The organism is Streptomyces sp. NRRL F-5126, assembly GCF_000721265.1.
Lineage (GTDB): Bacteria > Actinomycetota > Actinomycetes > Streptomycetales > Streptomycetaceae > Streptomyces.
The window spans coordinates 253,192-278,302 of sequence record NZ_JOFZ01000008.1; the positions used below are offsets into that span (position 1 = coordinate 253,192).

The window sequence follows — 25,111 nt, forward strand, 5'->3', positions numbered from 1 at the left end:
CACGATGACGACTGACACGTCCGCTGCCGCGGGCGCTCGCGAATTCAGGATGCCGGACGTGGGCGAGGGGCTCACGGAGGCGGAGATCCTCAAGTGGTACGTACAGCCCGGCGACTCCGTCACGGACGGCCAGGTGGTGTGCGAGGTGGAGACGGCGAAGGCCGCCGTCGAGCTGCCGATCCCCTACAACGGCGTGGTGCGCGCGCTGCACTTCGAGGAGGGCACGACGGTCGACGTCGGCGCCCCGATCATCTCGGTGGCTGTGGCGGGCGCGGACGCGCCGGCTGCCCCTGAGGCGGCCGAGGCCGCGCAGGAGTCCGCCGAGTCCGGCGCCGCGGGGACGGAGGAGGCCGCCGCGGCCCCCGCCCGTACGCCCGTGCTCGTCGGCTACGGGGTGGCGGAGTCGTCCACGAAGCGCAGGCCGCGGCGCGGTGCGACCACCGCGGCGGCGCCTGTGGCCCCGGCGGCGCCCGAGGCCCCGGCCGCGCCCGAGGCCCCGGCCGCGCCTGCCCCCGCACCCGAACCCGCCCCCTCGCCCGCTCCGGCCGGCGAGCGGCCGCTGGCCAAGCCGCCGGTGCGCAAGCTGGCGAAGGACCTGGGCGTCGACCTCGCGGCCGTCGTGCCGACCGGCTCCGACGGGATCATCACCCGCGACGACGTGCACGCGGCGGCCGCGCGGGCAGCGACGGGAACCGGCACCACGCCCGTACCTGAACCCGAGCCCGCGCACGAGACCGCGCCCGAGTCGGCGGCTCCCGCCCGGGCGGCCGAGCAGCCCGCCGCGCCCGCGGCCCCCGCCGGGGCCCGCGAGACCCGGACGCCCATCAAGGGCGTGCGGAAGGCGACGGCGGCGGCCATGGTCGGCAGCGCCTTCACCGCGCCGCACGTCACGGAGTTCGTCACGGTCGACGTGACGCGCACCGTGAAGCTCGTCGAGGAGCTCAAGTCCGACCGCGACATGGCGGGGCTGCGCGTCAACCCGCTGCTGCTCATCGCGCGTGCGCTGCTCGTCGCGATCAAGCGCAACCCGGGCATCAACGCCGCCTGGGACGAGGCGAACCAGGAGATCGTCCAGAAGCACTACGTGAACCTGGGCATCGCCGCCGCGACCCCGCGCGGCCTGATCGTGCCGAACATCAAGGACGCGCACGAGCAGACGCTCCCGCAACTCGCCGCGTCGCTCGGCGACCTGGTGTCCACGGCGCGCGAGGGCCGCACGACCCCCGGCGCCATGCAAGGCGGCACGGTCACGATCACCAACGTCGGCGTCTTCGGCGTCGACTCGGGCACGCCCATCCTGAACCCCGGCGAGGCCGCGATCCTCGCGGTCGGCGCGATCAAGCCCCAGCCGTGGGTGCACAAGGGCAAGGTGAAGCCGCGTCAGGTCACCACGCTGGCGCTCTCCTTCGACCACCGCCTGGTCGACGGCGAGCTCGGCTCGAAGGCGCTCGCCGACGTGGCGGCGATCCTGGAGCGCCCGAAGCGCCTGATCACCTGGGCGTAGGCCCCCTGGGACAGCGGGGGCGGCAGGGGCGTGTCTCAGCCCTTGCCGCCCCCGTCCCATTCGCCCGAGAGGTAGGCGAGGATCCGCGGCCACGCCCGTTCGCTCGCCGCTGCGTCCGCCGCCCTGCTGCCGCCCAGCCTGAGTCCGGTCCCGTTCGCGGACGGGCGGGTGCCGGTGGTGGGCGGGGTGTACGGGGACGTCCCCACGCCGTGCCCCGCGCCGGCGTAGTCGAGCACGCGCACGGGGTACCGGTCGCCGTCGAGCCGCGCCTCGTCCCGCAGGCTCCGCGCATAGCGCGGCGACGCCCACACCTGGTCGTCGAGCCCGACGATGTCGAGGATCGGCCCGCTGACGTGTCCGAGCAGTACGGGGCCCTCGGCCACGGGCTTCCCTCCGAGCGTCCAGGCCGTCCCGCCGTGCGGGAAGCCCGGGTTGACGATGGAGGACCCCGAGAGGAGCACCGCGCCGTGCACGAGGCGCGGAAGGTGCTGCGCGAGCAGCAGCGCGGCCTCGCTGCCGCGTGATCCCCCGATTGCGACCAGCGACGACGGGTCGGCCGATGGCTGGGCCGCGAGCAGGCGCGCCGCGGTCGCGAAGTACTCGATCGGCACGTCGCGCAGTTCCTTCGGCAGCCCCGGTTCGTCGAAGTAGGCCAGGGCGAGGGCGGGATGGCCGCGTGAGGCCAGCAGCGCCGCGTCCCAGACCGAGCTGTTGCCGCCCTCGCTGCCGCCGAACTCCAGCACGGGCGCGGCGCGCGGCGCTCCCTCGGGCGGCAGGAACAGCTCCCCGACGACGTGGTCGTGCGCCAGGGTCAGCTTCCTCGACCGCACACCGGGCGTGACCCACCTGCGGGTGAGCGTGCGGCTCGCGGCCGGGGCGCCCTGCTCCTTCGCGGTGAGGCGCACCCGGTAGGCGGGAGAGCCGGCCTGCGGCAGGCCGCGGCCGAACGTGGTCGTGTCCGGGTCGCCCTTCGGGGGCACCATCGACCAGAACAGACCCATGCCGTCGGCCGTGTGGTACGTCCCCGAGACGGGCGCCTGCCCGTCCACGTCGACGGTGCCGTGACTGTCGGCGGTGAAGACGGCGTCGCCGTGCCACACGGAGCCGTCGGACGCGGTGGCCTCCGAGCGCACCGTGACGGTGCCGTACGTGGACAGGCCGGTGATCCGCAGGTGCACGGGCTGGTCGGCGAGCGCCGCCGCCCTGTCCACCCGGATCACGGGCCGCGTGCCGCCGCCCCCGCCGCTCGCGGAGGAGCACCCGGTGAGACCCGCCGAGACGACAGCGGCCGCGACGAGCCCTCGTATCCAACGCTGCATGCCAACCAACCCCCCTGCCCCACGCGGCCGGTCATGCCGCGCGCTTCATTCTCGTCTCGGCACCACCGGGCGCAACAGGGGGTCGCGGGGGCAGCCGCGGGCAACCGCGGGGCAGCCGGGCGGCCGTGCCGGATATTCGATGGCATGTCGGGCGGCACGTAGGCACACTGGTTCGAGCAAGGCGCACCCCGAAGGTCCGCCGGGACCGGGTCAGGCGCACCGCGGGGGACGGTGAGTCCCCGCTCGCGGCGCGCCTTGCGGGACAGCGCAGGCGAGCATCGCGCCGGGCCCACACGCCCGCCGCCGCGTCGTGCCGCCCGCGTGCTGTCCGGGGGCGGCCGCTTCGAGCGCGCATTCGCGCGGGCCGCCCCCTCCCCGCGCCTTCCCGAGGGGCAAGAGCTGTCAGCGAGACGCGTGAGGCTCCGGCCAGGACCGCCGGCCAAGGTGTCCGTCCGCGATGTAGTTCCTTTGGTGACAATCTGTCGGAAAGCGCGTGGTTTCGACGGACGTACGATGGGCCGCCAACAAGCCTGACACGGCGAGAGGTTGGCCTGGATGAGTGATGTGGTACGCGTCGGTTCCCGAGCCAGCAGGCTGGCTCGGACGCAGGTCGCCGAGTGGCTCGCGCCTGTCGCCCGGCGACTTCCGGAGGTGACGTTCAAGCGACAGATCATCCTCGAAGGCGGGGACCGTGACCGTGTGACTTCGACCCTCGCCGAGGTTGCCAGGACAGCGGACGGCAGCGCCTTCTCCACGAACCAGGAAGCGGCATTGGTCACCGGGCAGGTTGATGTGATCGTGCACTCGCTCAAGGACCTCCCCACCTCCGTGCATCAGGGCACGATCCTTCTGACGACTCCAGGACCGCGTGAGGACGTACGCGACGTGCTGTGCGGATCGACGTTGGCAGGCCTCCGGAAAGGCGCACGGGTCGGCACTGGAGCACCGCGCCGCGTCGGCCAGCTTCTCGCCCTACGGCCGGACCTGGAGGTTGTGCCGGTTCGGGGGAACGTTCCCGGGCGGCTCGCCCGGACGACAAAGGGCAGCCTTGACGGGGTGATCCTTGCGGCAGCGGGCCTGCACCGCCTCGGCCTGATGCCGGAGGCCCATGAGGAGCTCGACCCCGCTGTCTTCCCTCCCTCTCCCGGTCAGGGCGCGCTCGGCATCCAGGTCCGTGCCGGCTCTCCAGTTGCCGCACTGCTGGCATGGACCGGAGACACACAGGTGGACGCATGCGTGCGAGCCGAGCGCGTACTGCTGGCCGAACTGCACGGAGGCTGCTCCGTCCCGGTCGGAGCCTGGTGCCGAGTCGAGCCTGGCGGTGCCCTGTCCCTCAGCGCCGCCGTGACCTCCAAGGACGGTGCCCAGCAGGTTACGGCGGCAGGAGAAGGACCGATCGACGACGCCGAAAAGCTCGGCGTGTCCATCGCGGCAGATCTCCTCGCTCAGGGCGCAGCCGACATCCTGAGGTCGATCAGGACGTTCTGAGCTCGCGCGCGAGATCCAGGGCCCCGTAGGTGATGATCCGGGAGGCACCCGCACGCTTGAGAACCGTGTACGCCTCGATCAGGCCTTTCACGTCTCGCCTGCCGTCGTCGCGGCAGTCCGTCAGGCGCAGGTACTCGCCCGACACCGAAAACGGCACCAGAGGGACAGGGATCTTGTCCTTGAGGTGCACGAGGGTGTCAACGGTGTGGAGGGCCGGCTCGGTGAGGATCGCGTCCGCGCCCTCGTCGACCATCTCCCGCGCCACATGGACGGCCCGCTCGGGTCGGCCGGGATCGATCTGGAACGCACGGGTGCCCGAGCGGGGAACAGCGCCCATCGATTGCCTGTACCCCTGGTAGAGGGACGACTCGAAGATCAGGTGCGGCATGACGCCCACCGCCTTGTGCCCTGCCGCGTCGAGTGCTTCACGGACGGCGCGAACGGATCCGGAGATCATCGCGGCGGGCCCGACGATATCCGCACCGGCGTCGGCCTGCATCACAGCCTGGACAGTCAAGTTCGCGGTTGTTCTGGACAGGCCCATTCCCCCGCGTTCGTCGGTGAGCCAGCACTCGCCCGAGTCGTTGTGCGAGCAGACGCACGTCTCCGTCATCACGAGCATGTCGGGAGCGGTCTTCTTGGCGGCAGCGATGGCACGGGACATGAGGCCGATGGGAGAAAAGCCCTGAGACGCCTGGGCGTCCCTGACCCTGGAGCCCGCGAAGATCTTCACCGATTTAACGCCGAGGGATTCGAGAGCCCGCACCGTATCGGGCACCTCACTCACGGTCAGTGTGGGCAACGGCCGTGGCCTTGTGTCGTCGTCTTCTCTCATCAGGAAGACCATGGACAGGTCGGCAGAGGTCAGCCCGGGAGCGTCGAGGAAGTTGCGTACGACTGAGCGCTGGAGGGGCAATTGCTTCTCCTTGAGAGTCAAGGTGGGGGCCCGGCAGGTGTGACCGGGTGCGTGATGGCCCGCGCCTGACGCTGAGACCCCTCTGGTTAGAGCGGCGGTCAGCATGGCTGAGGCTCGCGCACGGACATCGAGGCGGGAACCTTGAACTCGACCCAGACGATCTTGCCGAGACCCTTCCGAGGCGCGGTCCCCCAGCCATCGGCGAGAGCGGCGACGAGCGTGAGACCGCGCCCGGACATATCGTCGTCGTCCGGTGATCGAAGTCGCGGCCGACTCTCGCACGCGTCGTGCACTTCGATGCGCAGGACTCTCTCGTCCAGGGTCGCGCGTACGAGAAAGAGGCGACCAGCAGGGGTGCCGTGCTGCAGGGCATTCGTGGTCAGTTCGGAGACGCAGAGTGTGATGTCGTCGATGCGGTCACGGAACTGTTCGACGGGAAGCGCGTCGCGGATGAATGCTCGGGCATCGCCGATGGAAGCGGCCGCGCGGCTGAACCGGGTTTCACACGACTCAGCCACGCGTCCTCATCTCCCTCCTGTTGAGGCGGCATCGCCAGAGGGAGGGGCGGCGGGCGGGCAAGTCGCCTGCGGCGGCGCATGATGGCGCGCCACATCCGGATTCAAGCCATGGGTCCACGGCAACAGGTCTCCTTGTAAGTCGTCGGCGGAAGCACGGGCGGCCCGCGCGGTGCGTCCGCGGGAGCAGATCCAAGGAACCGCTTCCTGTCCGGCGATACCAGAGCAGAATTGGGGCGGAGGCGGCGCAACGATGGGGCACACCCGTGCTCTGCCGGGGACAACGGTGTGCCGCGAAAACTGTGGACGGCTGGGGAGGAACGCCCGTGGCGGTGAAAAGGCACGCACTCGTGCGGCGCCGTCGTGCTCTGGGCTACACCCAGGAGTCCCTTTCCGAAGCTCTCGGGGTCGAGCGTTCCACGGTCAGGCGCTGGGAGTCCGCCGAATCGAGCCCCCTTCCGTACCAAAGACCCCGCCTGGCGCGCCTCTTCCGGATCAGCACCGAGACGTTGGACGACCTGCTGACCGTGGCACCTACGGCTTCCAGCCGGACCGAGCGCGTGAGCCGCGCTCTGCGTAACCCGTCGGCAGTCGATCTCGTCGTGGCTGCGGAGATGCGCTCTGCAATGGGTGACCTGACAGGCCGATACGACACCGTCCCTTCGGCGGGACTCATCGCGGATGCCGGGCAACAGCTCCATCAGATCGCGCTCCTCGCCGATGAGGCGCCGGCCGGCCGCGTTCAGCGCGAACTGCGCTCCCTGCAAGCCGATGCGGCCATGCTCATGGGGCAGTTGGTCTGGGACGCGTCACAGCGGCGCGACCACGAGTCGGCGCGCGCCTACTACGCGCAGAGCGTGGAGTTGGCGCGCCACCTGCAGGACCCGGCGACTGAAGGACATGCTCTGCTACGCACCTGCTACATCGCCCTGTACGGAGCAAATGACCACCGGCAGGGACTCGAACTCGCCCTCCATGCGGCGCAGACCACCCGCAGGACCAGCCATGCCCTGTCGGGTCTCGCTCTCCTGCACGCTGCGGAGGCCCACGCGTTCCTGGGCGAACACAGCGCATGCGAGAGCGCTCTGCTGGGTGCTGAAAAGCACCTCGAACGCTCTAACGGGACCGACGCCGGCTTCGAACTGTTCACTCCGACTCACTTCGGGCGCCTCGCGGGCTCTTGCTACCTGTCACTCGGAAACTACGACAAGGCACAACAGTTCTTACGGGACAGCGCTACGCGGATGGGAGGTCGCCGCAAGTCACGGGCGATCGTCCTGGGCAACCTGGCGCTGACCACGATCCGCCAGGGCGACCTCGATGCCGCACTCCCCGTGTTCAATGACGCCGTCGACGAGCTTCAGGGGACTCGCGGAGGTGGTGGAATGAACCTGGTCTTCCGTGCCGCACGCGAACTGCGGCCCTGGCGCGGCGAGAACGCGGTACAGGAGGCGCAGGATCGTCTGATGGCATTGATGGAGGCGGGATGAGGGAGCACCAGGTGTTCGCGGACGTGGATCGCGAGAAGCAGCAGGTGCGCGAGCATGTGTGGGATGTCCTCGACGCTGAGGGCGTCACTCACGACGACACCGTCCACGGGCGCATTCCGAACTTCAAGGGATCTCAGGAGGCCGCCGCCAGGCTCGCCGAGCTACCTGCTTGGAAGGACGCCGCGGTGATCAAGTCCGTGCCCGACAAGGCCCAGCTTCCTGTCCGCGCCCTCGCGTTGTCCGAGGGCAAGACCGTCTTCATGGCCGTACCCAAGCTGGCGGACCTCCACCCCTTCTACCTGCTCGATCCCGCAGCGCTCACCGTCCCGCCGGCGGAAGCCGCCTCCAGCCGTGTCGCCGCCGATATCGCCCCCAAGGTGGGGGTGGACTCCCTCAGACCGGTGGACATGGTGGTGCTGGGCAGCGTGGCCGTGAACCGAGCCGGTGTACGGATCGGCAAGGGGGCCGGCTACTCCGACCTGGAGTTCGCGTTCCTCACCGAGGCAGGACTGATCGGGGAGCACACTATCGTCGTCACCACCGTGCATGGGCTGCAGGTTCTCGACGACGACCTGCCTGCCACCGCGCATGATGTCGGCGTCGACGTGATCGTGACGCCCGAGCGGACCATCAGCTGCGCCGCGCCTCACCGGCCGTCCGGACTTGTTTGGGACCACCTGGACAGCCGGAAGATCGCATCCATCCCGGTGCTCGCAGCCCGCGCACCGCGGGCCGGCATCTGACCACCTGCTGGCGGCGGTGGGCGAAGAGCAGCGATCTCCCGAGGGAACACGGTGGAGAGGAGATGCGGCCAAGGGCTGGCGCGCAGTCCGTCGTGCTCAGGCCCCGGCCACGCCCCCGTGGGCGAGCAGCCGCTCCAGGACGACCGCGACGCCGTCCTCGTCGTTGGACGCGGTGATCTCGTCGGCGACCGCGCGCAGTTCCTCGTGGGCGCCCGCCATCGCCACGCCGTGCCGTGCCCAGGCGAACATCGGGATGTCGTTGGGCATGTCGCCGAACGCGATGGCCTCGTCGGCGCGCACGCCGAGCCTGCGTGCCGCGAGGGAGAGGCCGCGTGCCTTCGTGAGGCCGACGGGCACCAGTTCCACCACGCCGGGGCCGGCCATCACCACGTCCGTCAGGCCGCCGACGGCGCCGCGCGCCTCGCGCGTGAGTTCGTCGTCGGTCAGCCGCGGGTGCTGCAGGTAGACCTTGTTGACGGGCGCGTCCCAGAACCGGGCCGTGTCGTCGACGACCGCCGCGTGGTCCGTCTTGCGCCCGCCCAGGACGTACCGCTCGTCCATCAGGACGGTGCCGTCCGTGCCGTCCTGGCTGACGGCGAGCGCCAGCGGGCCGAGGTCGGCCTCCACCTTGGCGATCGCGAGACGCGCGACGGAGCGGTCGAGCGTCAGCGACGTCAGGAGCCTGCGCTCGCCCGCGTGGTAGAGCTGCGAGCCCTGGCCGCAGACCGCGAGGCCCTCGTAGCCGAGGTCGTCGAGTATGTCGCGCGTCCAGGGCACGGACCTGCCCGTGACGACGACGTGCGCGGCGCCGGCCCCGGCCACGGCGGCGAGCGCCGTGCGCGTGCGGGCCGAGACCGTGCCGTCCTCGCGCAGCAGAGTGCCGTCGAGGTCGGTCGCGACCAGCCGGTACGGGAACGGCGCCGCGCCGCGCTCGGTGCTCACTTGGCGACCGGCTCCAGGCGCTCGCGGCCGCCCAGGTAGGGCCGCAGCACCTCGGGGACCCAGATCGATCCGTCGGCCTGCTGGTGGTTCTCCAGGAGCGCCACGATCGTGCGCGTCACCGCGCAGAGCGTGCCGTTGAGCGTGGCGAGCGGCCTGACCTGCTTGCCGTCCCGCATCCGCACCGACAGCCTGCGCGCCTGGAACCCGTCGCAGTTCGACGTGGACGTCAGCTCGCGGTACTTGCCCTGCGTCGGGATCCACGCCTCGCAGTCGTACTTCCTCGACGCGGACGCGCCCAGGTCGCCCGAGGCCACGTCGATCACCTGGAAGGGCAGGCCGAGAGAGAGCAGCCACTCCTTCTCCCACTCAAGCAGCCGCAGGTGCTCTGCCTGCGCGTCCTCCGGCGTGGTGTACGAGAACATCTCCACCTTCTCGAACTGGTGGACCCGGAAGATGCCGCGGGTGTCCTTGCCGTACGTGCCCGCCTCGCGGCGGAAGCACGAGGAGTAGCCCGCGTAGCGCAGCGGCAGCCTGTCCGCGTCGATGATCTCGTCCATGTGGTACGCGGCAAGCGGCACCTCGGACGTGCCGACGAGGTAGTAGTCGTCCTGCTCCAGGTGGTACACGTCCCCCGCGGCCTGGCCGAGGAAGCCCGTGCCCTCCATGGCCTGCGGGCGCACCAGCGCCGGGGTGATCATCGGCGTGAATCCGGCGGCCGTGGCCTGCGCGACGGCCGCGTTGACGAGCGCGAGCTCCAGCAGCGCGCCGATGCCCGTCAGGTAGTAGAAGCGGGATCCCGACACCTTGGCACCGCGCTCCATGTCGATGGCGCCGAGCGCCTCGCCGAGCTCCAGGTGGTCCTTCGGCTCGAACCCCTCCGCGCCGAAGTCGCGGATCGTGCCGTACGTCTCCAGGACCGTGAAGTCCTCCTCGCCGCCCACCGGCACGTCGGGGTGGACGACGTTGCCGAGCTGCAGGAGCAGCGCCCTGGCCTCCTCGTCGGCCTCGTGCTGCGCGGCGTCGGCGGCCTTCACGTCGGCCTTCAGCTGCTCGGCCTTCTTGAGCAGCTCGGCCTTCTCGTCCGGGGACGCCTTGGGGACGAGCTTGCCGAGCGACTTCTGCTCGGAGCGGAGCTCGTCGAAGCGGAGGCCGGACGACCTGCGGCGCTCGTCGGCGGAGAGCACGGCGTCGACGAGGGCGACATCCTCTCCACGGGCGCGCTGGGAGGCACGGACACGGTCGGGGTCCTCACGGAGCAGGCGAAGGTCAATCACCCGGCCAAGGCTACCGGTGGTCGCCGTCCCGGCCGACCTGATATCCACAGGGGAGGCGTTTTGTCTTTCTTGCCGGAATTAGAGGTGATTGCGCGGAGTGCCGGAAAATGATCATTGCTTGCGTCGACGTCGGTCAACGAGACGGCCCGAATTGCCCGGTCGGGGGTAGCGGGCCGCGTCTGCCTTGACCCACGTTCCCTGTGAGCGGGGGCACTTGGCGGGTCTTGTCCACAGAGGCCGTAACCTTTTCCAAAGTTATCCACAGGGCGGGGAAAGATTCTGTGGACAATGCCAATGATCATTTCCCGCGGGCGCTTCCAGTCGGACAAATCCACTTTCAAACCTGCAATTCCCACTCCTTCGGGTGGGAATGATGCCTCTGGGGAGACGGTCACCGGGAGTGAGGATGTTCATCCCTCCGCACATCCTGTGGACAGGGAAAGGGTGACTCCGGACATTTGTCGATGAAACGGTCCCGCGTTGTCGACTTGTCCTCAGGTCGAGACTCGGGGCTGTGGATAACTGGCCGAGTTATCCACAGGCTCGGCGTTCCGGCGCCGAAGACACACGTGTCCGGCCTGCTCCGTCGCTCAGGAGCGGCCGTCCTGGCTGCGTGCCAGCCACTCCGCGGCCTCGATGAAGTCCGCGTCCGACGTGCCGGCCCGCGGCGGCCGCGCGTCCGCCGGCGACACCCCGGCGCGCGGGTACGAGCCGAGGAAGCGCACCTGCGGGCAGATCCGCCGCAGCCCCATCAGTGCCTCCGAGACCCGGCGCTCGGTGACGTGGCCCTCCGCGTCGATGGCGAAGCAGTACTTCCCCATGCCCTCGCCGGTCGGCCGCGACTGGATCTGGATCAGGTTGACCCCGCGCACCGCGAACTCCTGGAGCAGGTCGAGCAGCGCGCCAGGCTGGTCCTCGCCCAGCCAGATGACCAGCGACGTCTTGTCGGCGCCCGTCCTGGCCGCCGGCCGGCCCGGGCGCCCGACGAGGACGAAGCGCGTGACCGCGTTCGCCGCGTCGTGGATCTCCGTGACCAGCGGTTCGAGGCCGTACGTGGCGGCGGCGAACACCCCCGCGAAGGCGCCGTCGTACTTGCCCTCGCGCACCAGGCGCGCGCCGTCCGCGTTCGAGGCGGCCGACTCCCAGGCGGCGTCCGGCAGATGGCCGCGCAGCCAGCCGCGCACCTGCGGCTGCGCCACCGGGTGGCCCGTCACCGTGCGCACCTCGGACAGGGCCGTGCCCGGCCGCACCAGCAGGGCGAACGTGATCGGCAGCAGGACCTCGCGGTAGATCATCAGCGGCTCGCCGCCGGTGAGTTCGTCGATGGTCGCGGTGACACCGCCCTCCACCGAGTTCTCGATCGCGGCGAACGCGCCCGCCGCCTCGCCCGCCCGCACGGCGTCGAACGCCGCCGGTACGGACACCATCGGCGCGAGTTCCCTGGTGGCGGCTTCGGGGAGGGTGCGGAGGGCCGCTTCGGTGAAGGTGCCCTCGGGCCCGAGATACGTATAGCGCGTGGCCGACATGCGGCCACACTAGCGCTCGTCCCACCCCTCGGGCGGGGCCGTCCCGCCCGTCAGACGGGAGCCGTCCCGGCCGTCAGGACTCCATCAGCCGCTGCCCCACGTACTCGCCCTTCGCGGCGCCCGCCGGCACGGCGAAGAGACCGCTCGCCTCGTGCCTGATGAACGCCGACAGGGCGTCGCCCCGGTCGAGTTTGCGCTGCACCGGCACGAACCCCTTGAGCGGGTCGGCCTGCCAGGCGACGAACAGGAGCCCCGCGTCGGGCTTCCCGTCGCCGCGCAGGCCGTCGTTGTACGAGTAGGACCTGCGCAGCATGGCCGCCCCGCCGTTCGTCGACGGCTGCGCGATGCGCGCGTGCGCGTCGGCCGGGATGACGAGCTCCCCGTCCGGGCCCTTCTTCGTCAGCGCCATCGCCGTGTCCTCGGTGCCGCCGGTGAGCGGCGCCCCGTTCGACTTGCGGCGGCCGATGACCTTCTCCTGCTTGCTGACGGGCAGGCTCTCCCAGTCGTCGAGGAGCATGCGGATGCGGCGCACCACCGCGTACGAGCCGTTCGCCATCCACGCGGGGCTGGCGAGCGTTCCGTGCGGCTTGCGCGGCACGAAGATCTCCTCGCCGAACCGCGGCTCGGACGGCTTCGGGTTGCCGGTGCCGTCGACCTGGCCCATCAGGTTGCGCATGGTCATGGGGTGCGCCGTGGCGCCGGGGGACCGGTTGAAGCCGCTCATCAGCCAGCGCACGCGCGCGGTGGACCCGGCCTCCTTCTGCAGCGCGCGCAGCGCGTGGAACGCGACGAGCGCGTCGTCCGAGCCGACCTGGATCCACAGGTCGCCGTTGCTGCGGGCCGGGTCGAGGTGGTCGGAGGAGAACGCGGGCAGCGGATCGAGCTGGACGGGCCGCTGCTTCACCAGGCCCGTGCGGTCGAAGAAGCTGCGGCCGAAGCCGAAGGTGATCGTCAGCGCGGCAGGGCCCTCGTCGAGGGCGACGTCGGTGTCGTGGCCCGGAGCCTGGCGCCCCTCGGTCAGGGGCGCCGCGCACGCCGTCCAGCGCCGCAGCAGCGCGATGGCCTGCGCGCGCCCGGCGCCCGGCGCGAGGTCGAAGGCGACGAGGTGGCCGACGGCCTGCATCGGCGTGGAGATGCCGGCCTGGTGGGTGCCGTGGAAGGGGACGGCGTCGGAGCCGAGGTGGGTCAGCGGTGTGGGCGCCGCGGGCCGCGTCGCGGCGTACGCGCCGATCCCGCCGCCCGCGCCGGCCACGAGTCCGCCGACCGCGCCCGCGCCCACCGCGCCGAGCACGCCGCGCCGGCTGACGCGCGCCCCGGACGCACGCGCGGCAGCCGGCGCGGGGTGTTCCTCCCTCTGCTGCCTGCCGCTTTCGTTCGTTCCCGCGCTGTTCGAGGTCTTCGAAGTGTCTGTCACTGGCTCAGCCGATCGTGATGTTCTTGTAGACAGTGGTCTCGTCGATGGCGGACGTCCTGACGGTCAGGGCGAGCTGCCAGCTGCCGGCGATGGGGACGCGGACGTGGTCCGCCGCCCAGTGGCCGGGTGCGAACCGGCTCGGCGTGATCGGCAGCGGGCCGATCCCGTGCGCCTTGAGCGTCAGGCTCGCCTTGACCTCGGGGACGTCGAGCGGCTTGCCGTCAGGGCCGTTGACGTAGACGTGCATGACGTTGTCGGCGCCCGTGCGCGCCGGATCCAGGTAGAACTGGAGCACGCCCTTGCCCTTGGGGCCGCCGGTGTCGAACGGGATGCTCAGGTCGACCGGGCCGTGCGCGTGGTGCATGGCGGCCGCCGAGGTGCCGGCCGGGCTCTTCGCCGCCGCCTCCGCCGTCCTGCCGGGCTCGGTGTCCGACAGGATCGTGGCGGCCACGAGCACGGCGACCGCGACCGCCGCCTCCGCGAGCACCGAGCGGCGCAGGCCGCCGCGCACCGGGTCGGCGTCGCGCAGCCGCTTCTCGCGTGCTGTCGCCACCGCCGCCCGCTGCCGCGCGAGTTGCGCCGCGCGCGCGTCCGACGCCCCCGGCGTACCGGATGTGCCTGACGTACCCGATGTGCCTGACGTATCCGGGCCGGCCTTGTCCGCGTCCACCGTGTCGGCGTCCGTCGTGTTCGTGGCCGCCGCGACCGGTACCGGCTCCGCCGGCCCCGTCTCCTCGGCGGCCTCCGCGCTCACGACGGCGGCAGGGGCCTGCGCCAGCCGCCGCGTCCACCGCCGCGAGAAGTACGCGATCGCCAGGATCACGGCGACGAGGCCGACCTTGATCAGCAGCAGCCGCCCGTACGTGGTGGAGCCAAGCGCCGTGAAGGAGCCGACCTGGCGCCACGACTGGTAGACGCCGCTCGCCACCACGGCCACGACGCTCCAGAACGCCAGCGCAGAGAACCGTCCCACCGCCCCGGCGTCGATCGACGGGACGCGGTAGAGCGAGACGAGCAGCGCCGCGAGGCCGCCGAGCCAGCACGCCACCGACAGCAGGTGCACCATGTCCACCGGCATGGCGAGCCCGGTCTGGATGCCCGTCGACGCGTGCTCGCTGAGCGACCAGGTCGCCGCGAGGCCCGCCGCGACGACCGTGCCGCCCGCGCCGAGCCCGAACGCCAGGTCCCTGCGCTCGCCCGCCGCGCTCTCCTCGCCGCGTCGCGCGTACGCGCCGAACAGCACCGCCACGAACACCGCCGCCGCCCCGAGCAGCAGCAGCCGGGAGACCAGCGCGGCGCCCTCCTTCGTCCCGAGCACCCCCTGGAGGCCGGTGAGGTCGAAGACGTCCACCAGCTTGCCCGACCCCGTGTACGGGGTGCGGAGCAGCAGCAGCGCCAGCGTCGACGCCGTGAACAGCAGCCACGCGCGCACCACGAGCCGTTGCAGCGGCCGCGCCGACGCCCCGCGCGGCCAGCAGACCAGCACGAAGGCCGCCCCGCCGACCAGCAGCACGAATCCCGCGTACGAGAGGTACCGCGCCACCTGGTAGAGCACGCCGACGAGGCCGCCGCTCGACCCCTGCCCCGCGACCTTCGCACTCGTCTTGGACGGCGCGCCGACCGAGAAGGTGAAGGCACCCGACACGGGATGGGTGTCGGCGGAGATCGCCTGCCACGCCACCGTGTACGTGCCGTTCGGGACGGACGGGCGCAGCGCCGCGCGGTAGCTCGCGGTGGACTTGGTGGAGACGTCCGTGACCTTCCCGGTGTCCACACGCTTGTTGTCCGGTGACAGCACCCGGATCGCGTTCTTGCCGAGCGTGACCTGTTCGGAGAACGTGAGGGTGACCGCGCCGGGTGCCGTCGCCACCACCGCCCCGTCCTTGGGATCGCTGCCGGTCAGCGCCGCGTGGGCGGACGCCTTGCCGGCGAACGTCAGCAGCACGGCAGGGACGACCAGGCCGGCGACGAGCAGCAGCCGCAGCAGCGGCGTCGCGTACGTGCCGGCGGCGCGGCGGCGGTAACCGCCCGGCGGGGGTGGGGCGATGGCGGTGTTCATGGCGTGTGGAGCCCCTCACTCACTGCGCGGCGGCCGGCTGGTAGTTGGCCGCCTTGACGGGAACGTTGACCTTGATCGCGCCTGTCTTCCGGAAGTGCAGTTCGAGAGCGATGTGCCGGCCCTCCTTGAGCGGCTTCTTCACGCCCATCAGCATGATGTGGTTTCCACCGCGCGCCAGGTCGAGCGTGCCGCCCGCCGGCACGTCGAAGGACTTCACCTCCACCATCCGGTCGTTGACGGTCTTGTGTATGGACACCTCGCCCGACACGGGACTCGTGACGGACGTGAGGGTGTCGTCGCCCCCGCCGGTGTTCTTGACGACGAGGAACGCGGCCGCCAGGTCGCCGACGGGCTGCGGCACGTACGCGCCGTCCACGGTGAGGTGCGGTTTCCCGCCGGCGGCCGGGTGCGCGGACGCCGTGGCCGACGCCGGCGCCTCGGGCGCGTGCGCCTTCGCGTCGGCGGCCGACGAGCCGTCGGAGCATGCGGTGAGCGTCAGGCCGGCCGCGGCGAGCACGCAGGCCAGGGCGAGGGGAGCGCGGCGGATCACAGCTTCTCCCCCTTGATGATCTTCGGCAGGGCCTTGGCGTACTGCTGGGCCGTGGTGGTCGACCCGAACAGCAGGTAGCCGCCGTTGGTCTTCGGCGAGAAGGCGACGACCTGCGCGCCGTGGCTGGATTCGATCGTGCCGTCCTTCTTCTTCACCGGCGGGGAGATGCCGATGCCGATCGACCGCGCCGCCGCCTGGATCTTCTTGAAGTCGCCGGTGAGGCCGATGAACGACGGGTCGCCCGCCGCCGGCAGCCACTTGCCGAGTTGGGCGGGGGTGTCGCGCTCCGGGTCGGTGGTGATGAACACGACCCGCAGCTTGGCCTGCTCGGCCTTGGTCAGGGCCTTCCTCGCGATGCCGAGGTTGCTCATCGTCAGGGGGCAGATGTCGGGGCAGTGCGTGTAGCCGAAGTAGAGCAGGGTCGGCTTGTTCTTCGTCTCCGCGCGGAGGTCGAACTTCTTGCCGTGCGTGTCCGTCAGGACAATGTCCGGCTTCGTGAACGGCGGGTCGAGGACGGTCGCGGCGCCGGGCTTCTGGGCCCCGGACACGTCGGCGACCGACGAGGACTTCGCCTTCGGCTTGGCGTTCGCGTCCGACGAGCCGGACCCGCAGGCGGTGAGGGTGAGAGCGGCGGCCGCCACGAGGGCCGCGGCCGCGGTGAGCTGCTTCTTGTGCATGGGTCTTTCCTGGGAAAGTGCGGGGGAAAAGCGAATATGGGGTTTGACCGGTGCGCGCCGCGTGCCGAGGCCAGGCGTGCCCGGGTGCCCGGCACGCCACGACGGCGGCGCGGTCCGCGGGGCGGCCACGCCGGGCCGCGTCCGCTCACGCCGCCGCGCGGCGCCGTACGGGTCAGGCGCTGCGGCGCCGGCCGATCAGCACGCCGCACGCCACACCCGCGGCGCCGATGACGATGCCGACGATGCCGAGCACGCGCGCGAGGGTGTCGGAGCCGTCCGAGGCGGACGAGGAGGCCTGGGCCGTCCCGCTCTTGCCGGAGGAGTCCGAGGCGTTCGAGGCGCTGGAGGAGCCGGACGAGCCCTTCGCCGAGGAGCCGCTCCCCGAGTCAGCGGCGGGCGCCGCGGTCAGCTTGAGCGTGGGCGCCGGGTTCTCGGGTTCGGGGGCGCCCGGCTTCTGCACCTCGATCCAGCGCACGACCTCGTTGTTGCTGTACGTCTGGAGGGCCTTGAAGGTGACCTGGTCCGCGTTCTTCGGCAACGTGGCGACCGAGACGGGGAACAGCTGGAACTCGCCCACGGGGATGCCGCCGGCAGCGCTGCCGCCGCTGCTCTTGTCCGCGGTCCAGGTGACCTTGCTGACCGCCTCGGTGACCTTGCTGCCGTACAGCTCGACCGGCTTGGAGAGCTTCGACTTGGTGATGTCGATCTTCCAGCCCGGCACCGGCTCCGGCATCACGGACGCGAGCGGGGTGTCGGTCGGGAAGTCCACTTCGAGCTTGGTGGTCGTGGCGTTGTCGCGCTCGTTGGGGACCTTGAAGTCGACGACGGCGGAGCCGCCCTTCACCGCGTCGCCCTCCGGATGCACGGTGACGTGCGCCGACGCGGTGCCCGCGAGCACGAGCACGGCGGAGCCGGCGAGGCCGCCCACGACGGCGGCGCGCTTCACGCCGCGCCTCGCGGTCGGGGCCACCTGGGCGGGGGTCTTCACAGCTTGGAACACAGGACACTCCACGGGGGGTGAGGTGGTACGGGAGCGACGTGCGGTCGCACGTCGGCACCGCGACGCCGCCCCGTCCGCCATGGACGAGCGCCTGCGTCGCGTCATGCGGCGAGCGCGAACGCCGCCGGGGGCCCGCGCCTGATGACCGTGTGCTGGAGTGTGTGTGCCGGGGGGCCCGGCGGTGTGTCGTACGGGAGCGGAGCGCGGCCCGCGCCGCCGTCCAGGTGGGTGGGCAGACCGGCGAGCAGGTGCCGTACGAGGGCGAGCGCGCCGCGCAGAGCGCGCAGTTGCGCCGCGTCGGTGAGCGTCTCGCGCATCTCGCCGAGCCCGTGCGCGCCCTGCGCGGAGAGCCGGCCGATGCGCAGCAGCGCGAGGTCGCCCCGGCGCAGCAGCCACCCCGTGGCCAGCGCGGCCAGGACGTGGCCGAGGATCATGGGGACGGAGGGCAGCAGCCCCGCACACTGGGACGAGAAGGCCGTCCCGGATGTGAGGCCCATTCCCGGCATGCCGGCCATCCCGGACACGGTGTGTGCCTGCGCCAGTGCCGCGCCGCCGCCCGTCCCCGACACCACGTCGGCGGCCGGGACATGGGCGTTGGCGAGGATGCGCCGTGCGTCCGCGGGGCTGAGGGACGCGGCGCCCGCGCCGCACAGCAGCTTGGCCGCGGTGCGCACGATCGCGTCGCCGCCCGCCACGTGTACCGGCATGGGCGCGGAGGCCCGCTGCTGCGCGAGGACGAACAGGCTGTGCAGGCCGAGCTGCCCCGCCGTCAGCGCGACGACGACGGTGGGCGTCGAGCGCGGCCGCCCCGCCAGGGGCGCCGCCACGGCGAACACCGCGAGGAATCCGGCCACCACCGCCCACCACGGCACGGGCGCGCAGGCCGCCATCGCGTGCCCCATCGCGGACAGCACGGCGCAGACCGCGGCGAACACCGCGGCCCTGAACAGCCGAGCGCCGGCAGCGGCGCGCGCGACGGGATGCATGGCGGTGCCCATCATCGCACTGCGCCCGCGGCGCCAGTGGGGCAGGTCCACATGCGGACAGGCGTGGCGCGGAGCCCGGCTCGTGGCGCGGCGCCGGGCACGGCGCGGCCCATACACGGCCGGTGCGTCCCACGCGTCGGCCGAACGAGCGCTTTCCCGCGCGGCCCCCGCTTACGCCGGAGTGCGAGGGGCAATACGTAACGGTATGTCGAGCCGCGGCCAGGAGGCTGGAGCATGAGCATCTGGTGGTCTCTGCACTTGCGGCGCGAAGCGGCAAGCGTCCCGCTCGCGCGCCGCCTGCTGCTCGGCGCGATGGACACGGCCGGTGTCGACCCGGACATCTCCTTCGACCTGTCGGTCGCGCTCACGGAGGCGTGTGCCAACGCCGTGGAGCACGGCGGTTACGGCCCCGCGGACAGCGGCGGCTACCGCGTCACCGCGTACCTGGACGGCGAGAAGTGCCGTATCGAGGTCGCCGACTCGGGGCCCGGGTTCCCGCGCAGACGGGTCGTCAGGCCGTCGGCCCGCCCGCCCTCCTTGACGGCGGAGAGCGGGCGCGGCCTCGGCCTGATCGAGCAGCTCGCCGACCACGTCGACTTCACCGGCGGCCCCGGACACGGCGCGGTGGTCAGCTTCGACAAGACCCTGAAGTGGCGCGAGGACGCCCTGCTCGGAGCGGTGTGACCGCCGAGCGGAGCGTCCTCGTCCCGTTGCGGGCCCTTCGCGTACGGGCCCTTCGCGTACGGGCCCGTTGCGTACGGGCCACCCGCGTGCGGGCCCCTCGCCTGTGCGGTCAGGCCGTGCGCAGCCCGGCCAGCCAGGTCTCGACCTCGGCCGAGGCGCGCGGCAGACCCGCGGAGAGGTTGCGGTTGCCGTCGGCCGTCACGAGGATGTCGTCCTCGATCCTGACGCCGATCCCGCGGTACTCCTCCGGCACCGTCAGGTCGTCGGCCTGGAAGTACAGGCCGGGCTCCACCGTCAGGCACATGCCGGGCTCGAGCGTGCCGTCCGCGTAGACCTCGCGGCGCGCGACCGCGCAGTCGTGGACGTCGAGGCCGAGCATGTGGCCCGTGCCGTGCAGGGTCCAGCGGCGCTGCAGCCCCAGTTCGAGCACCTTCTCCACGGGGCCTTCGAGCAGCCCCCACTCCACGAGCCGCTCGGCGAGCACGCGCTGCGCGGCGTCGTGGAAGTCGCGGTACTTCGCGCCCGGCGTGACCGCCGCGATGCCGGCCTCCTGCGCCTCGTACACCGCGTCGTAGATCTTGCGCTGGAGAGGCGTGAAGCTGCCGTCGACGGGCAGGGTGCGCGTCACGTCGGCCGTGTACAGCGTGTCCGTCTCGACTCCGGCGTCGAGCAGCAGCAGGTCGCCCGCGCGCACCCGGCCGTCGTTGCGCACCCAGTGCAGGGTCGTCGCGTGCGGTCCTGAGGCGCAGATCGAGCCGTAGCCGACGTCGTTGCCCTCGATGCGGGCGCGCAGGAAGAACGTTCCCTCGATGTAGCGCTCGCCGCGTGTCTCGGCCTCGGCGCGGTCGAGTACGCGTGCCACGTCCTCGAAGCCGCGCACCGTCGAGTCGACGGCCTTCCGCAGCTCGCCGATCTCGAACTCGTCCTTGACCGCGCGCGCCTCGGAGAGGAAGGAGCGCAGCTCCTCGTCGCGCTCGGCCGTCACCTTGTCGGTGAGCGACGCCTCGACGCCCGCGTCGTGGCCGCGCACGACACGGACCGGGCCCGACGCCTGCGACAGCGCGTCCGCGAGCGTGCGCACGTCCTTCGCCGGGACGCCGAGCAGCTGCTCCGCCTCGGCGAGCGAGTGCCTGCGGCCCACCCACAGCTCGCCCTGGCCGTCGAGCCAGAACTCGCCGTTGCCGCGGTCCGAGCGCGGCAGCAGGTAGACCGTCGCGTCGTGGCCCGAGGCGCCCGCGGGCTCAAGGACGAGGACGCCGTCCTGCGTCTGGTCGCCGGTGAGGTACGCGTACTCGGTCGATGCGCGGAAGGGGTACTCCGTGTCGTTCGACCGCGTCCTGAGGTTGCCCGCGGGCACCACGAGCCGCTCGCCGGGGAAGCGCGCGGACAGGGCGGCGCGGCGCGCGGCCGTCTGCCCGGCCTGGGGGAGCGGGGCGAGGCCGCGCAGCTCGGTGTCGGCCCAGCCGCTCTTCATGTTCTCCGCGAGTTCGTCCGACACGGCGGCATACAGTCCGTTCTTCCGCTGCTTGATCGGCTTGTCGTCGGGGGTGCCAGGGGTCTCCTGGCCGGGCTCGTCCGCCACGTCTTCTCCTCGCTGCGACCACCGGCTCTCGGGTGCGACACCGGTCGTTTCGCTTCCATCGTAAGGAAGCGCACATGTGTACAGAACCGTCCGGCCCTGTGAGCAATGTCGGTGACCGGGACGGTCGACCGGGGGCGGTCACTCGAAGCGGACGGCCAGCAGCACGATGTCCTCCGTGCCGGGGCCCGCACCCGCGGGCTCGTGCGCCACGCCGGCGTCGGCCAGCACCGTGCGCACGACGTGCTCGGCGACGGCCGCCGGGTCGTCCCGTACGGCGGCGGGCACGCTGGCGGCCGCCGCGTGCAGCCGCGCGTACGCGCGGTCCATCGGGTCGCCCGTGCGCCGCAGCAGCCCGTCGGTGTACAGCAGCACCGTTTCGCCCGGCGCGGGCGCCAGCTCCACGCTCGGCGCCTCCCAGCAGCTGAGCATCCCCAGCGGGGCCGAGAGCGTCGTCTCGACGTACTCGCACCTGCGGTCGCCGACCAGCAGCGGTGGCGCGTGCCCCGCGCCCGCGAGGACGACGCGGCGCGTGGCGGGCTCCGCGAACGCGAACAGCGCGGTGGCCGTCCGCGCCGGCTCGGTGAGCGTGAGCAGCATCTCCAGGTCGGACAGGACGGCGACCGGGTCCTCGCCCTCCATCACCGCGTACGCGCGCAGCGAGGCGCGCAGCCTGCCCATCGCCGCGACGGCCGCGGGCCCCGACCCGCTGACGGAGCCGACGGCGAGGCCGAGCGCGCCCTCGGGCAGCGGCAGCGCGTCGTAGAAGTCCCCTCCGCCCAGCGGTCCGGTGCGGTGGCACACCGCCATCCGCACGCCGGGCACGGACGGCAGGCGCGACGGCAGCAGCTCGTCGGCGACGGCGGCCAGGCGCGCGCGTGCGCGCTCCAGCTCCACGAGGCGGGCCAGGTGCTCGCCCGCGTACCGGGAGTAGAGGCCGGCGAGGTGGCGTGCGCGCTCGTCGGGCTCGGCCGGCTCGTCGTACAGCCACATCACGGCACCGAGCCGCGGCGGCCGCTCGCCGGCCGGTTCGCCCGCCGTGTTGGTCTCGGGGTCGGCCACCAGCGGCACCGCGTACGTGGCGGCGAAGCCGAGCCGCGTGGCGACGTCGCGCAGCCGGGAGCGGGCCGCGGCGCCGGAAGCCTGGCCGGACACGGGGCCGGCCGGGGCGCCGGACGCGGGCCCGGCGAACAGGTCGGGGCACGCGATCGCCTCGGGGCGTGCGCCCGGCGCCGCCCGCCCCGCGTCATCGAGCAGCGCGCCGTACCCGGTGGCGGAGCGCGGCACGGTCTCCAGATGGCCGAGGTCGGACCGGGACAGGCCGAGGCCGACGGTGGTGCGCGGTCCAAGACCGTCGGCGGGGTCGAGGACGACGAGGCCGCGGCGCGCACCCACGAGGGCGGCGCCCGCGCGCAGCAGTTCGGGGAGTGCCGCGTCGAGGTGGTCCGTGCGCGCCAGGCGCTCGGTCAGCTCGTGCAGCGTGGTGAGGTCGGACACCCAGCCGGCGAGCCGGTCCTGGATGAGGACGACCGGGGGCGCCTGGAGGTCGTCGAGCGGAGGGGTAGCGTGAGCGGGGGCGGGGACGACGGAATTGATTCCAGCCACTTTCGGCATGTGTGGAGCGCTCATGGCAGCCGACCTTCCGGGCGGCGCGTTTCGCTCAATAGCATCGCAAACCCCCATGTCATTCTGCGCGGCCATCAATGTACCCACATGTACACGCACAACTCGGGCAATGTCCAGCATGATGCCCGTGGCACTGTGGATGTCTGGCATACTCTCGAAGTTGACCGAAAAACAGCCCCTGCGGCAGGTTTTGCGGTCGACTGAACTCGCTCGAGAAGGGTTCTTTCCGGGACCTGGGGGAAGCAGACGGCCCCGGGGAGGCGTTCTCCCGAGCGTCATTCCGTACGCGATGGGTACGTAAATGGTGACGGACAGGGGCAGTTGGGGCTCCGCGGAACCTCGCGGCGGCAGCCCGGCGTCCTGACAGCCGGGGCCGGTACGCCACCTGTCCCCTCGGAGTGGCGAGAACGCACGCACAGCACAGCGGGACAGCAGCAAGCGCCTTGCGCGCGCCACAGTTCGCCGGATGTCCGGGTCCGTTCCCTTCCCTGACGCGGGGCGTGTCCCCGCGGGGGCGGCGGAGCCCCGAAATCACCGGCACGTCCACGCACGCATGTGGACGGCGGAGCGGCACACGCGCACGGCGCCAGTCAGTGTCATGTGGACTCGGCGTTCAACGGAAAGGAACGAGCGCTCATGCGCGAGATCCTCGGAAGGCGGCGCAGGCTCCGGCTCAGGCGCAAGGGGATGCCTGCCCCGGTCGATGCCGCGCTCACCTGCTCCGCGTGGAGATGGCCGGTGCTGCCCGGCGCGGCCCTCAGGCCCGCCGGCCGCGGGACCCGCGGCACGGGCTGCTCCTGCCCCGACCTCGAATGCGCGGTGCCGGGCGCGCACCCCTTCGACCCGGGCCTGCTCGCGGCGACCACCGACGAGCGCATGATCCGGTGGTGGTGGTCCAAGCGCCCGACCGCGCCCGTCCTGCTGGCCACGGGCGGCAGCGCGCCCTGCGCGGTCAGCCTCCCCGCCGTCGCGGGCCCGCGGGCGCTCGCCGCGCTCGACGAGGCGGGCATGCGGCTCGGCCCCGTCGTGGCGACGCCGACCCGCTGGTCGGTCCTCGTCGCCCCGTACGGCCTCGAACGCCTCGGCGACCTCCTCTACGAGAAGGCGTGGGTGCCCAGTTCGCTGCGCTTCCACGGGGAGGGCGGTTACCTGGTGCTACCGCCCTCGGAGGCCGTGGGCGGTCAGGCGCGCTGGGAACGCGGCCCGCTGCCGGGCTCCTCGGCGCCCTGGCTGCCGGACGTGGAGGCCGTCGTGGACGCGTTGGTGGAGGCGAGTACGAGCGCCCCCGACGGCGGCAGCAGACTCGCCTACTGAGATGTACTGAACAAAATGCAATTGCACGGGCCGCCCGTGCCGATGGCCGCGTCTGCGGGAATTCCCCGAAATCCGCGCGGGCGGCACCCGGGCGTCCGGCGCGCGCGACGGCGTGTGACAGGCGGGCGGTGGGCGGACGGCCGCCGACCCGGCCCAGGTCAGCGCCGTGTGCGGGGAGTTGGCGTCCCGGGGCCCGCACAGCGGGCACACAGTCAACCGCCCGGGAAACCGCAGGTAAAAGCAGGTGAACGCGGGTAAACCGGAGCAATGGCGGGCCCGCGCCTGAACGCAAAGGCCCGGTCGCTGGCGACGGGGGATGCACCAGCGACCGGGCTTCTAGAACGGTAACAAGAGATCGGCCGTTAGCAAATTCGATCAGAGAAATCGGGCCGTCTTATTACGTGGGACGTAGGCGCCGGACGCGTGGCGTGTGATGCGGATCACGCGCGACGGCGCCGGAGCGGCCCCCTTCGTCGCTCAGCGTCAGCTCAGCGTCACCTGGCGGTTCGTCAGGCCGCCGCGCGCCCGCCGCTCCTCACCCGTGAGCGGCGCGTCGGCCGCCAGCGCCCCGGCCAGCCGCTCCGCGAACGCGGCCGCGGGCTTCTCGCACTCCTGCGCCCCCATCCCGGCCGGCAGGTCCCACACCGGCACGGTCAGTCCGTGCGCCCGGAAGGACCCGACGAGCCGCGTCCCCTCGCCCAGCGACGACGTCCCGGCCGCGTGCAGCCTGGCGAGCGCGTCGAGCAGCTTCTCCTCGGCGTGCGGCATGACCCAGCGCAGGTGGTTCTTCTCCGGCGTCTCGCACCAGTACGCGGCCTCGGAGCCGGACAGCAGGACGGTGGGGATCGCCGCCTCGTTCGCCCGCTCAAGGGACGCCGCGACCTCGGGCGTCGCGTTCTCGGCGTCCGGCACCCAGAACTCGAAGCCCTGGTGGACGGCCGGCGTGAAGTCGGCCTCCAGGTCGAGCAGGTCCTGCAGCCTGGGCCCGTCGCCCTCCACGCGCCTGGCCGCGACCGGGTTGCCCGGCTCCGCGGTCAGCGCCCGCTTCAGGGTGTCGGCGAGGTCGCGGCTGAGGTCGCCGGACGCCGTGTCGTTCTGCAGCGCGAGCAGCACGGAGCCGTCGTCGCGCCGCAGCGCGGGCCACGCCATCGGCAGCACCGTCGCGAGCGTCACGGACGGCACGTCCGCGGGCAGTCCGCCCTTCAGCGCCAGCGCGGCGGTCGCCGCCGGCACCAGCTCGCGCATGGCGACCCAGTGCGGCTCCCCCGCAAGCCCCTCGAACGGGCGATGCACCAGCTCGGTCGCCGCGTGCGAGGCCGCGCGCCCGTGGCACGCCTTGTAACGCCGCCCGGAACCGCAGGGGCAGGGCTCACGGGGCCCAACCACCGGAACGGGTCCGTCCGTGAGCTGCGCCTTCTTCTGCTTCTTGGCCATGGTGGGGTGTCTCCCGGTCGCTGCGGCGGTGCGAATGCAGACGGTGAGCCTAGCCGCTGCGGGCGCACCGG

The 25,111-nt window shown here is 72.3% G+C and carries 21 protein-coding genes; 6 read left to right on the top strand and 15 right to left on the bottom strand.

Annotation, left to right across the window (positions count from 1 at the left end; translation table 11 throughout):
• Nucleotides 1-4 precede the first annotated feature (4 nt).
• Nucleotides 5-1,504 (top strand): dihydrolipoamide acetyltransferase family protein, encoded by a 1,500-nt coding sequence (locus tag IH48_RS0119180; protein ID WP_030905695.1) that lies wholly within the window; start codon nucleotides 5-7, stop codon nucleotides 1,502-1,504.
• Nucleotides 1,505-1,539: 35 nt separating this feature from the next.
• Here the strand turns inward: IH48_RS0119180 and IH48_RS0119185 are convergent, their stop codons facing one another.
• Nucleotides 1,540-2,823: an acyl-CoA thioesterase/BAAT N-terminal domain-containing protein gene (locus IH48_RS0119185; protein WP_030905698.1), complete on the bottom strand. Its 1,284-nt coding sequence runs from the start codon at nucleotides 2,821-2,823 to the stop codon at nucleotides 1,540-1,542.
• A 555-nt stretch (nucleotides 2,824-3,378) separates the two neighbouring features.
• Here IH48_RS0119185 and hemC point away from each other — a divergent pair.
• Nucleotides 3,379-4,311 carry a hydroxymethylbilane synthase gene (gene hemC, locus IH48_RS0119190; RefSeq protein ID WP_030905701.1) on the top strand — a complete coding sequence of 311 codons (933 nt, stop codon included), beginning with the start codon at nucleotides 3,379-3,381 and terminating at the stop codon, nucleotides 4,309-4,311.
• Here hemC and IH48_RS33480 read toward each other — a convergent pair.
• Entirely contained in the window at nucleotides 4,298-5,227 is a 930-nt protein-coding gene (locus IH48_RS33480; RefSeq protein ID WP_051840142.1) for a hypothetical protein, read from the bottom strand. The two genes, hemC and IH48_RS33480, sit on opposite strands and share 14 nt — an antisense overlap.
• A 98-nt stretch (nucleotides 5,228-5,325) precedes the next feature.
• The gene (locus IH48_RS0119200) at nucleotides 5,326-5,745 is read right to left on the bottom strand and encodes an ATP-binding protein (protein WP_030905707.1); all 420 of its coding nucleotides are present in this window, start codon (nucleotides 5,743-5,745) and stop codon (nucleotides 5,326-5,328) included.
• A 323-nt stretch (nucleotides 5,746-6,068) separates the two neighbouring features.
• On the opposite strand from IH48_RS0119200, the gene IH48_RS0119205 reads away from it, so the two are divergent.
• Together IH48_RS0119205 and IH48_RS0119210 are read left to right on the top strand one after the other, a co-directional pair.
• Nucleotides 6,069-7,232: a helix-turn-helix transcriptional regulator gene (locus IH48_RS0119205; protein ID WP_030905710.1), complete on the top strand. Its 1,164-nt coding sequence runs from the start codon at nucleotides 6,069-6,071 to the stop codon at nucleotides 7,230-7,232.
• Complete coding sequence (locus tag IH48_RS0119210) at nucleotides 7,229-7,975, top strand: 5-formyltetrahydrofolate cyclo-ligase (RefSeq protein WP_030905713.1); 747 nt, start codon at nucleotides 7,229-7,231, stop codon at nucleotides 7,973-7,975. The genes IH48_RS0119205 and IH48_RS0119210 overlap by 4 nt, the downstream gene beginning before the upstream one ends.
• A gap of 96 nt (nucleotides 7,976-8,071) precedes the next feature.
• Here IH48_RS0119210 and IH48_RS0119215 read toward each other — a convergent pair whose 3' ends face one another.
• The 9 genes from IH48_RS0119215 to IH48_RS0119255 form a co-directional block, all read right to left on the bottom strand.
• Nucleotides 8,072-8,917, bottom strand: coding sequence for an HAD family hydrolase (locus tag IH48_RS0119215; protein WP_030905716.1), 846 nt, complete (start codon nucleotides 8,915-8,917; stop codon nucleotides 8,072-8,074).
• Nucleotides 8,914-10,191: a serine--tRNA ligase gene (gene serS / locus IH48_RS0119220; protein ID WP_030905719.1), complete on the bottom strand. Its 1,278-nt coding sequence runs from the start codon at nucleotides 10,189-10,191 to the stop codon at nucleotides 8,914-8,916. Before serS ends, IH48_RS0119215 begins: the two co-directional genes overlap by 4 nt.
• 590 nt (nucleotides 10,192-10,781) lie before the next feature.
• Nucleotides 10,782-11,717, bottom strand: a complete 936-nt coding sequence (pheA, locus tag IH48_RS0119225; RefSeq protein ID WP_030905722.1) for a prephenate dehydratase — start codon at nucleotides 11,715-11,717, stop codon at nucleotides 10,782-10,784.
• 73 nt (nucleotides 11,718-11,790) lie between these two features.
• The gene (gene efeB, locus IH48_RS0119230; protein ID WP_030905725.1) at nucleotides 11,791-13,008 is read right to left on the bottom strand and encodes an iron uptake transporter deferrochelatase/peroxidase subunit; all 1,218 of its coding nucleotides are present in this window, start codon (nucleotides 13,006-13,008) and stop codon (nucleotides 11,791-11,793) included.
• Between the two features lie 127 nt (nucleotides 13,009-13,135).
• A complete protein-coding gene (locus tag IH48_RS0119235) occupies nucleotides 13,136-15,190 on the bottom strand; it encodes a copper resistance CopC/CopD family protein (RefSeq protein ID WP_037842526.1) in 2,055 nt (684 codons plus the stop codon).
• 19 nt (nucleotides 15,191-15,209) lie between these two features.
• Nucleotides 15,210-15,740, bottom strand: a complete 531-nt coding sequence (locus IH48_RS0119240; RefSeq protein ID WP_030905731.1) for a copper chaperone PCu(A)C — start codon at nucleotides 15,738-15,740, stop codon at nucleotides 15,210-15,212.
• Nucleotides 15,737-16,417 carry an SCO family protein gene (locus IH48_RS0119245; protein WP_030905733.1) on the bottom strand — a complete coding sequence of 227 codons (681 nt, stop codon included), beginning with the start codon at nucleotides 16,415-16,417 and terminating at the stop codon, nucleotides 15,737-15,739. The genes IH48_RS0119240 and IH48_RS0119245 overlap by 4 nt, the downstream gene beginning before the upstream one ends.
• A gap of 172 nt (nucleotides 16,418-16,589) precedes the next feature.
• Nucleotides 16,590-17,417: a YcnI family protein gene (locus IH48_RS0119250; RefSeq protein WP_234434313.1), complete on the bottom strand. Its 828-nt coding sequence runs from the start codon at nucleotides 17,415-17,417 to the stop codon at nucleotides 16,590-16,592.
• Between the two features lie 101 nt (nucleotides 17,418-17,518).
• Nucleotides 17,519-18,403, bottom strand: coding sequence for a hypothetical protein (locus IH48_RS0119255; RefSeq protein WP_234434314.1), 885 nt, complete (start codon nucleotides 18,401-18,403; stop codon nucleotides 17,519-17,521).
• Nucleotides 18,404-18,637: 234 nt separating this feature from the next.
• Here IH48_RS0119255 and IH48_RS0119260 point away from each other — a divergent pair, with 234 nt between their 5' ends.
• Nucleotides 18,638-19,087, top strand: coding sequence for an ATP-binding protein (locus tag IH48_RS0119260; RefSeq protein ID WP_030905741.1), 450 nt, complete (start codon nucleotides 18,638-18,640; stop codon nucleotides 19,085-19,087).
• A 109-nt stretch (nucleotides 19,088-19,196) separates the two neighbouring features.
• On the opposite strand, the gene IH48_RS0119265 is transcribed toward IH48_RS0119260, so the two are convergent.
• Both IH48_RS0119265 and IH48_RS0119270 read right to left on the bottom strand, forming a co-directional pair.
• On the bottom strand, nucleotides 19,197-20,669 hold the full coding sequence (locus IH48_RS0119265) for an aminopeptidase P family protein (protein ID WP_030905744.1): 1,473 nt from the start codon (nucleotides 20,667-20,669) through the stop codon (nucleotides 19,197-19,199).
• Between the two features lie 138 nt (nucleotides 20,670-20,807).
• The gene (locus tag IH48_RS0119270; protein WP_078849883.1) at nucleotides 20,808-22,412 is read right to left on the bottom strand and encodes a PP2C family protein-serine/threonine phosphatase; all 1,605 of its coding nucleotides are present in this window, start codon (nucleotides 22,410-22,412) and stop codon (nucleotides 20,808-20,810) included.
• A 516-nt stretch (nucleotides 22,413-22,928) separates the two neighbouring features.
• Here IH48_RS0119270 and IH48_RS0119275 point away from each other — a divergent pair.
• Nucleotides 22,929-23,606 carry a bifunctional DNA primase/polymerase gene (locus IH48_RS0119275; RefSeq protein ID WP_030905750.1) on the top strand — a complete coding sequence of 226 codons (678 nt, stop codon included), beginning with the start codon at nucleotides 22,929-22,931 and terminating at the stop codon, nucleotides 23,604-23,606.
• A 483-nt stretch (nucleotides 23,607-24,089) separates the two neighbouring features.
• On the opposite strand, the gene IH48_RS0119280 is transcribed toward IH48_RS0119275, so the two are convergent.
• Nucleotides 24,090-25,040 (bottom strand): DUF5926 family protein, encoded by a 951-nt coding sequence (locus IH48_RS0119280; protein ID WP_030905753.1) that lies wholly within the window; start codon nucleotides 25,038-25,040, stop codon nucleotides 24,090-24,092.
• Nucleotides 25,041-25,111: the final 71 nt, after the last annotated feature.

Coding starts and splice junctions, on each gene's coding strand:
- IH48_RS0119280 (WP_030905753.1), bottom strand. CDS start 25,040: ATGGCCAAGAAGCAGAAGAAGGCGCAGCTCACGGACGGACCCGTTCCG.
- IH48_RS0119235 (WP_037842526.1), bottom strand. CDS start 15,190: ATGAACACCGCCATCGCCCCACCCCCGCCGGGCGGTTACCGCCGCCGC.
- hemC (WP_030905701.1), top strand. CDS start 3,379: ATGAGTGATGTGGTACGCGTCGGTTCCCGAGCCAGCAGGCTGGCTCGG.
- pheA (WP_030905722.1), bottom strand. CDS start 11,717: ATGTCGGCCACGCGCTATACGTATCTCGGGCCCGAGGGCACCTTCACC.
- IH48_RS0119210 (WP_030905713.1), top strand. CDS start 7,229: ATGAGGGAGCACCAGGTGTTCGCGGACGTGGATCGCGAGAAGCAGCAG.
- IH48_RS0119255 (WP_234434314.1), bottom strand. CDS start 18,403: ATGCATCCCGTCGCGCGCGCCGCTGCCGGCGCTCGGCTGTTCAGGGCC.
- IH48_RS0119275 (WP_030905750.1), top strand. CDS start 22,929: ATGCGCGAGATCCTCGGAAGGCGGCGCAGGCTCCGGCTCAGGCGCAAG.
- IH48_RS0119180 (WP_030905695.1), top strand. CDS start 5: ATGACGACTGACACGTCCGCTGCCGCGGGCGCTCGCGAATTCAGGATG.
- IH48_RS0119185 (WP_030905698.1), bottom strand. CDS start 2,823: ATGCAGCGTTGGATACGAGGGCTCGTCGCGGCCGCTGTCGTCTCGGCG.
- IH48_RS0119245 (WP_030905733.1), bottom strand. CDS start 16,417: ATGCACAAGAAGCAGCTCACCGCGGCCGCGGCCCTCGTGGCGGCCGCC.
- IH48_RS0119270 (WP_078849883.1), bottom strand. CDS start 22,412: ATGCTGGACATTGCCCGAGTTGTGCGTGTACATGTGGGTACATTGATG.
- IH48_RS0119260 (WP_030905741.1), top strand. CDS start 18,638: ATGAGCATCTGGTGGTCTCTGCACTTGCGGCGCGAAGCGGCAAGCGTC.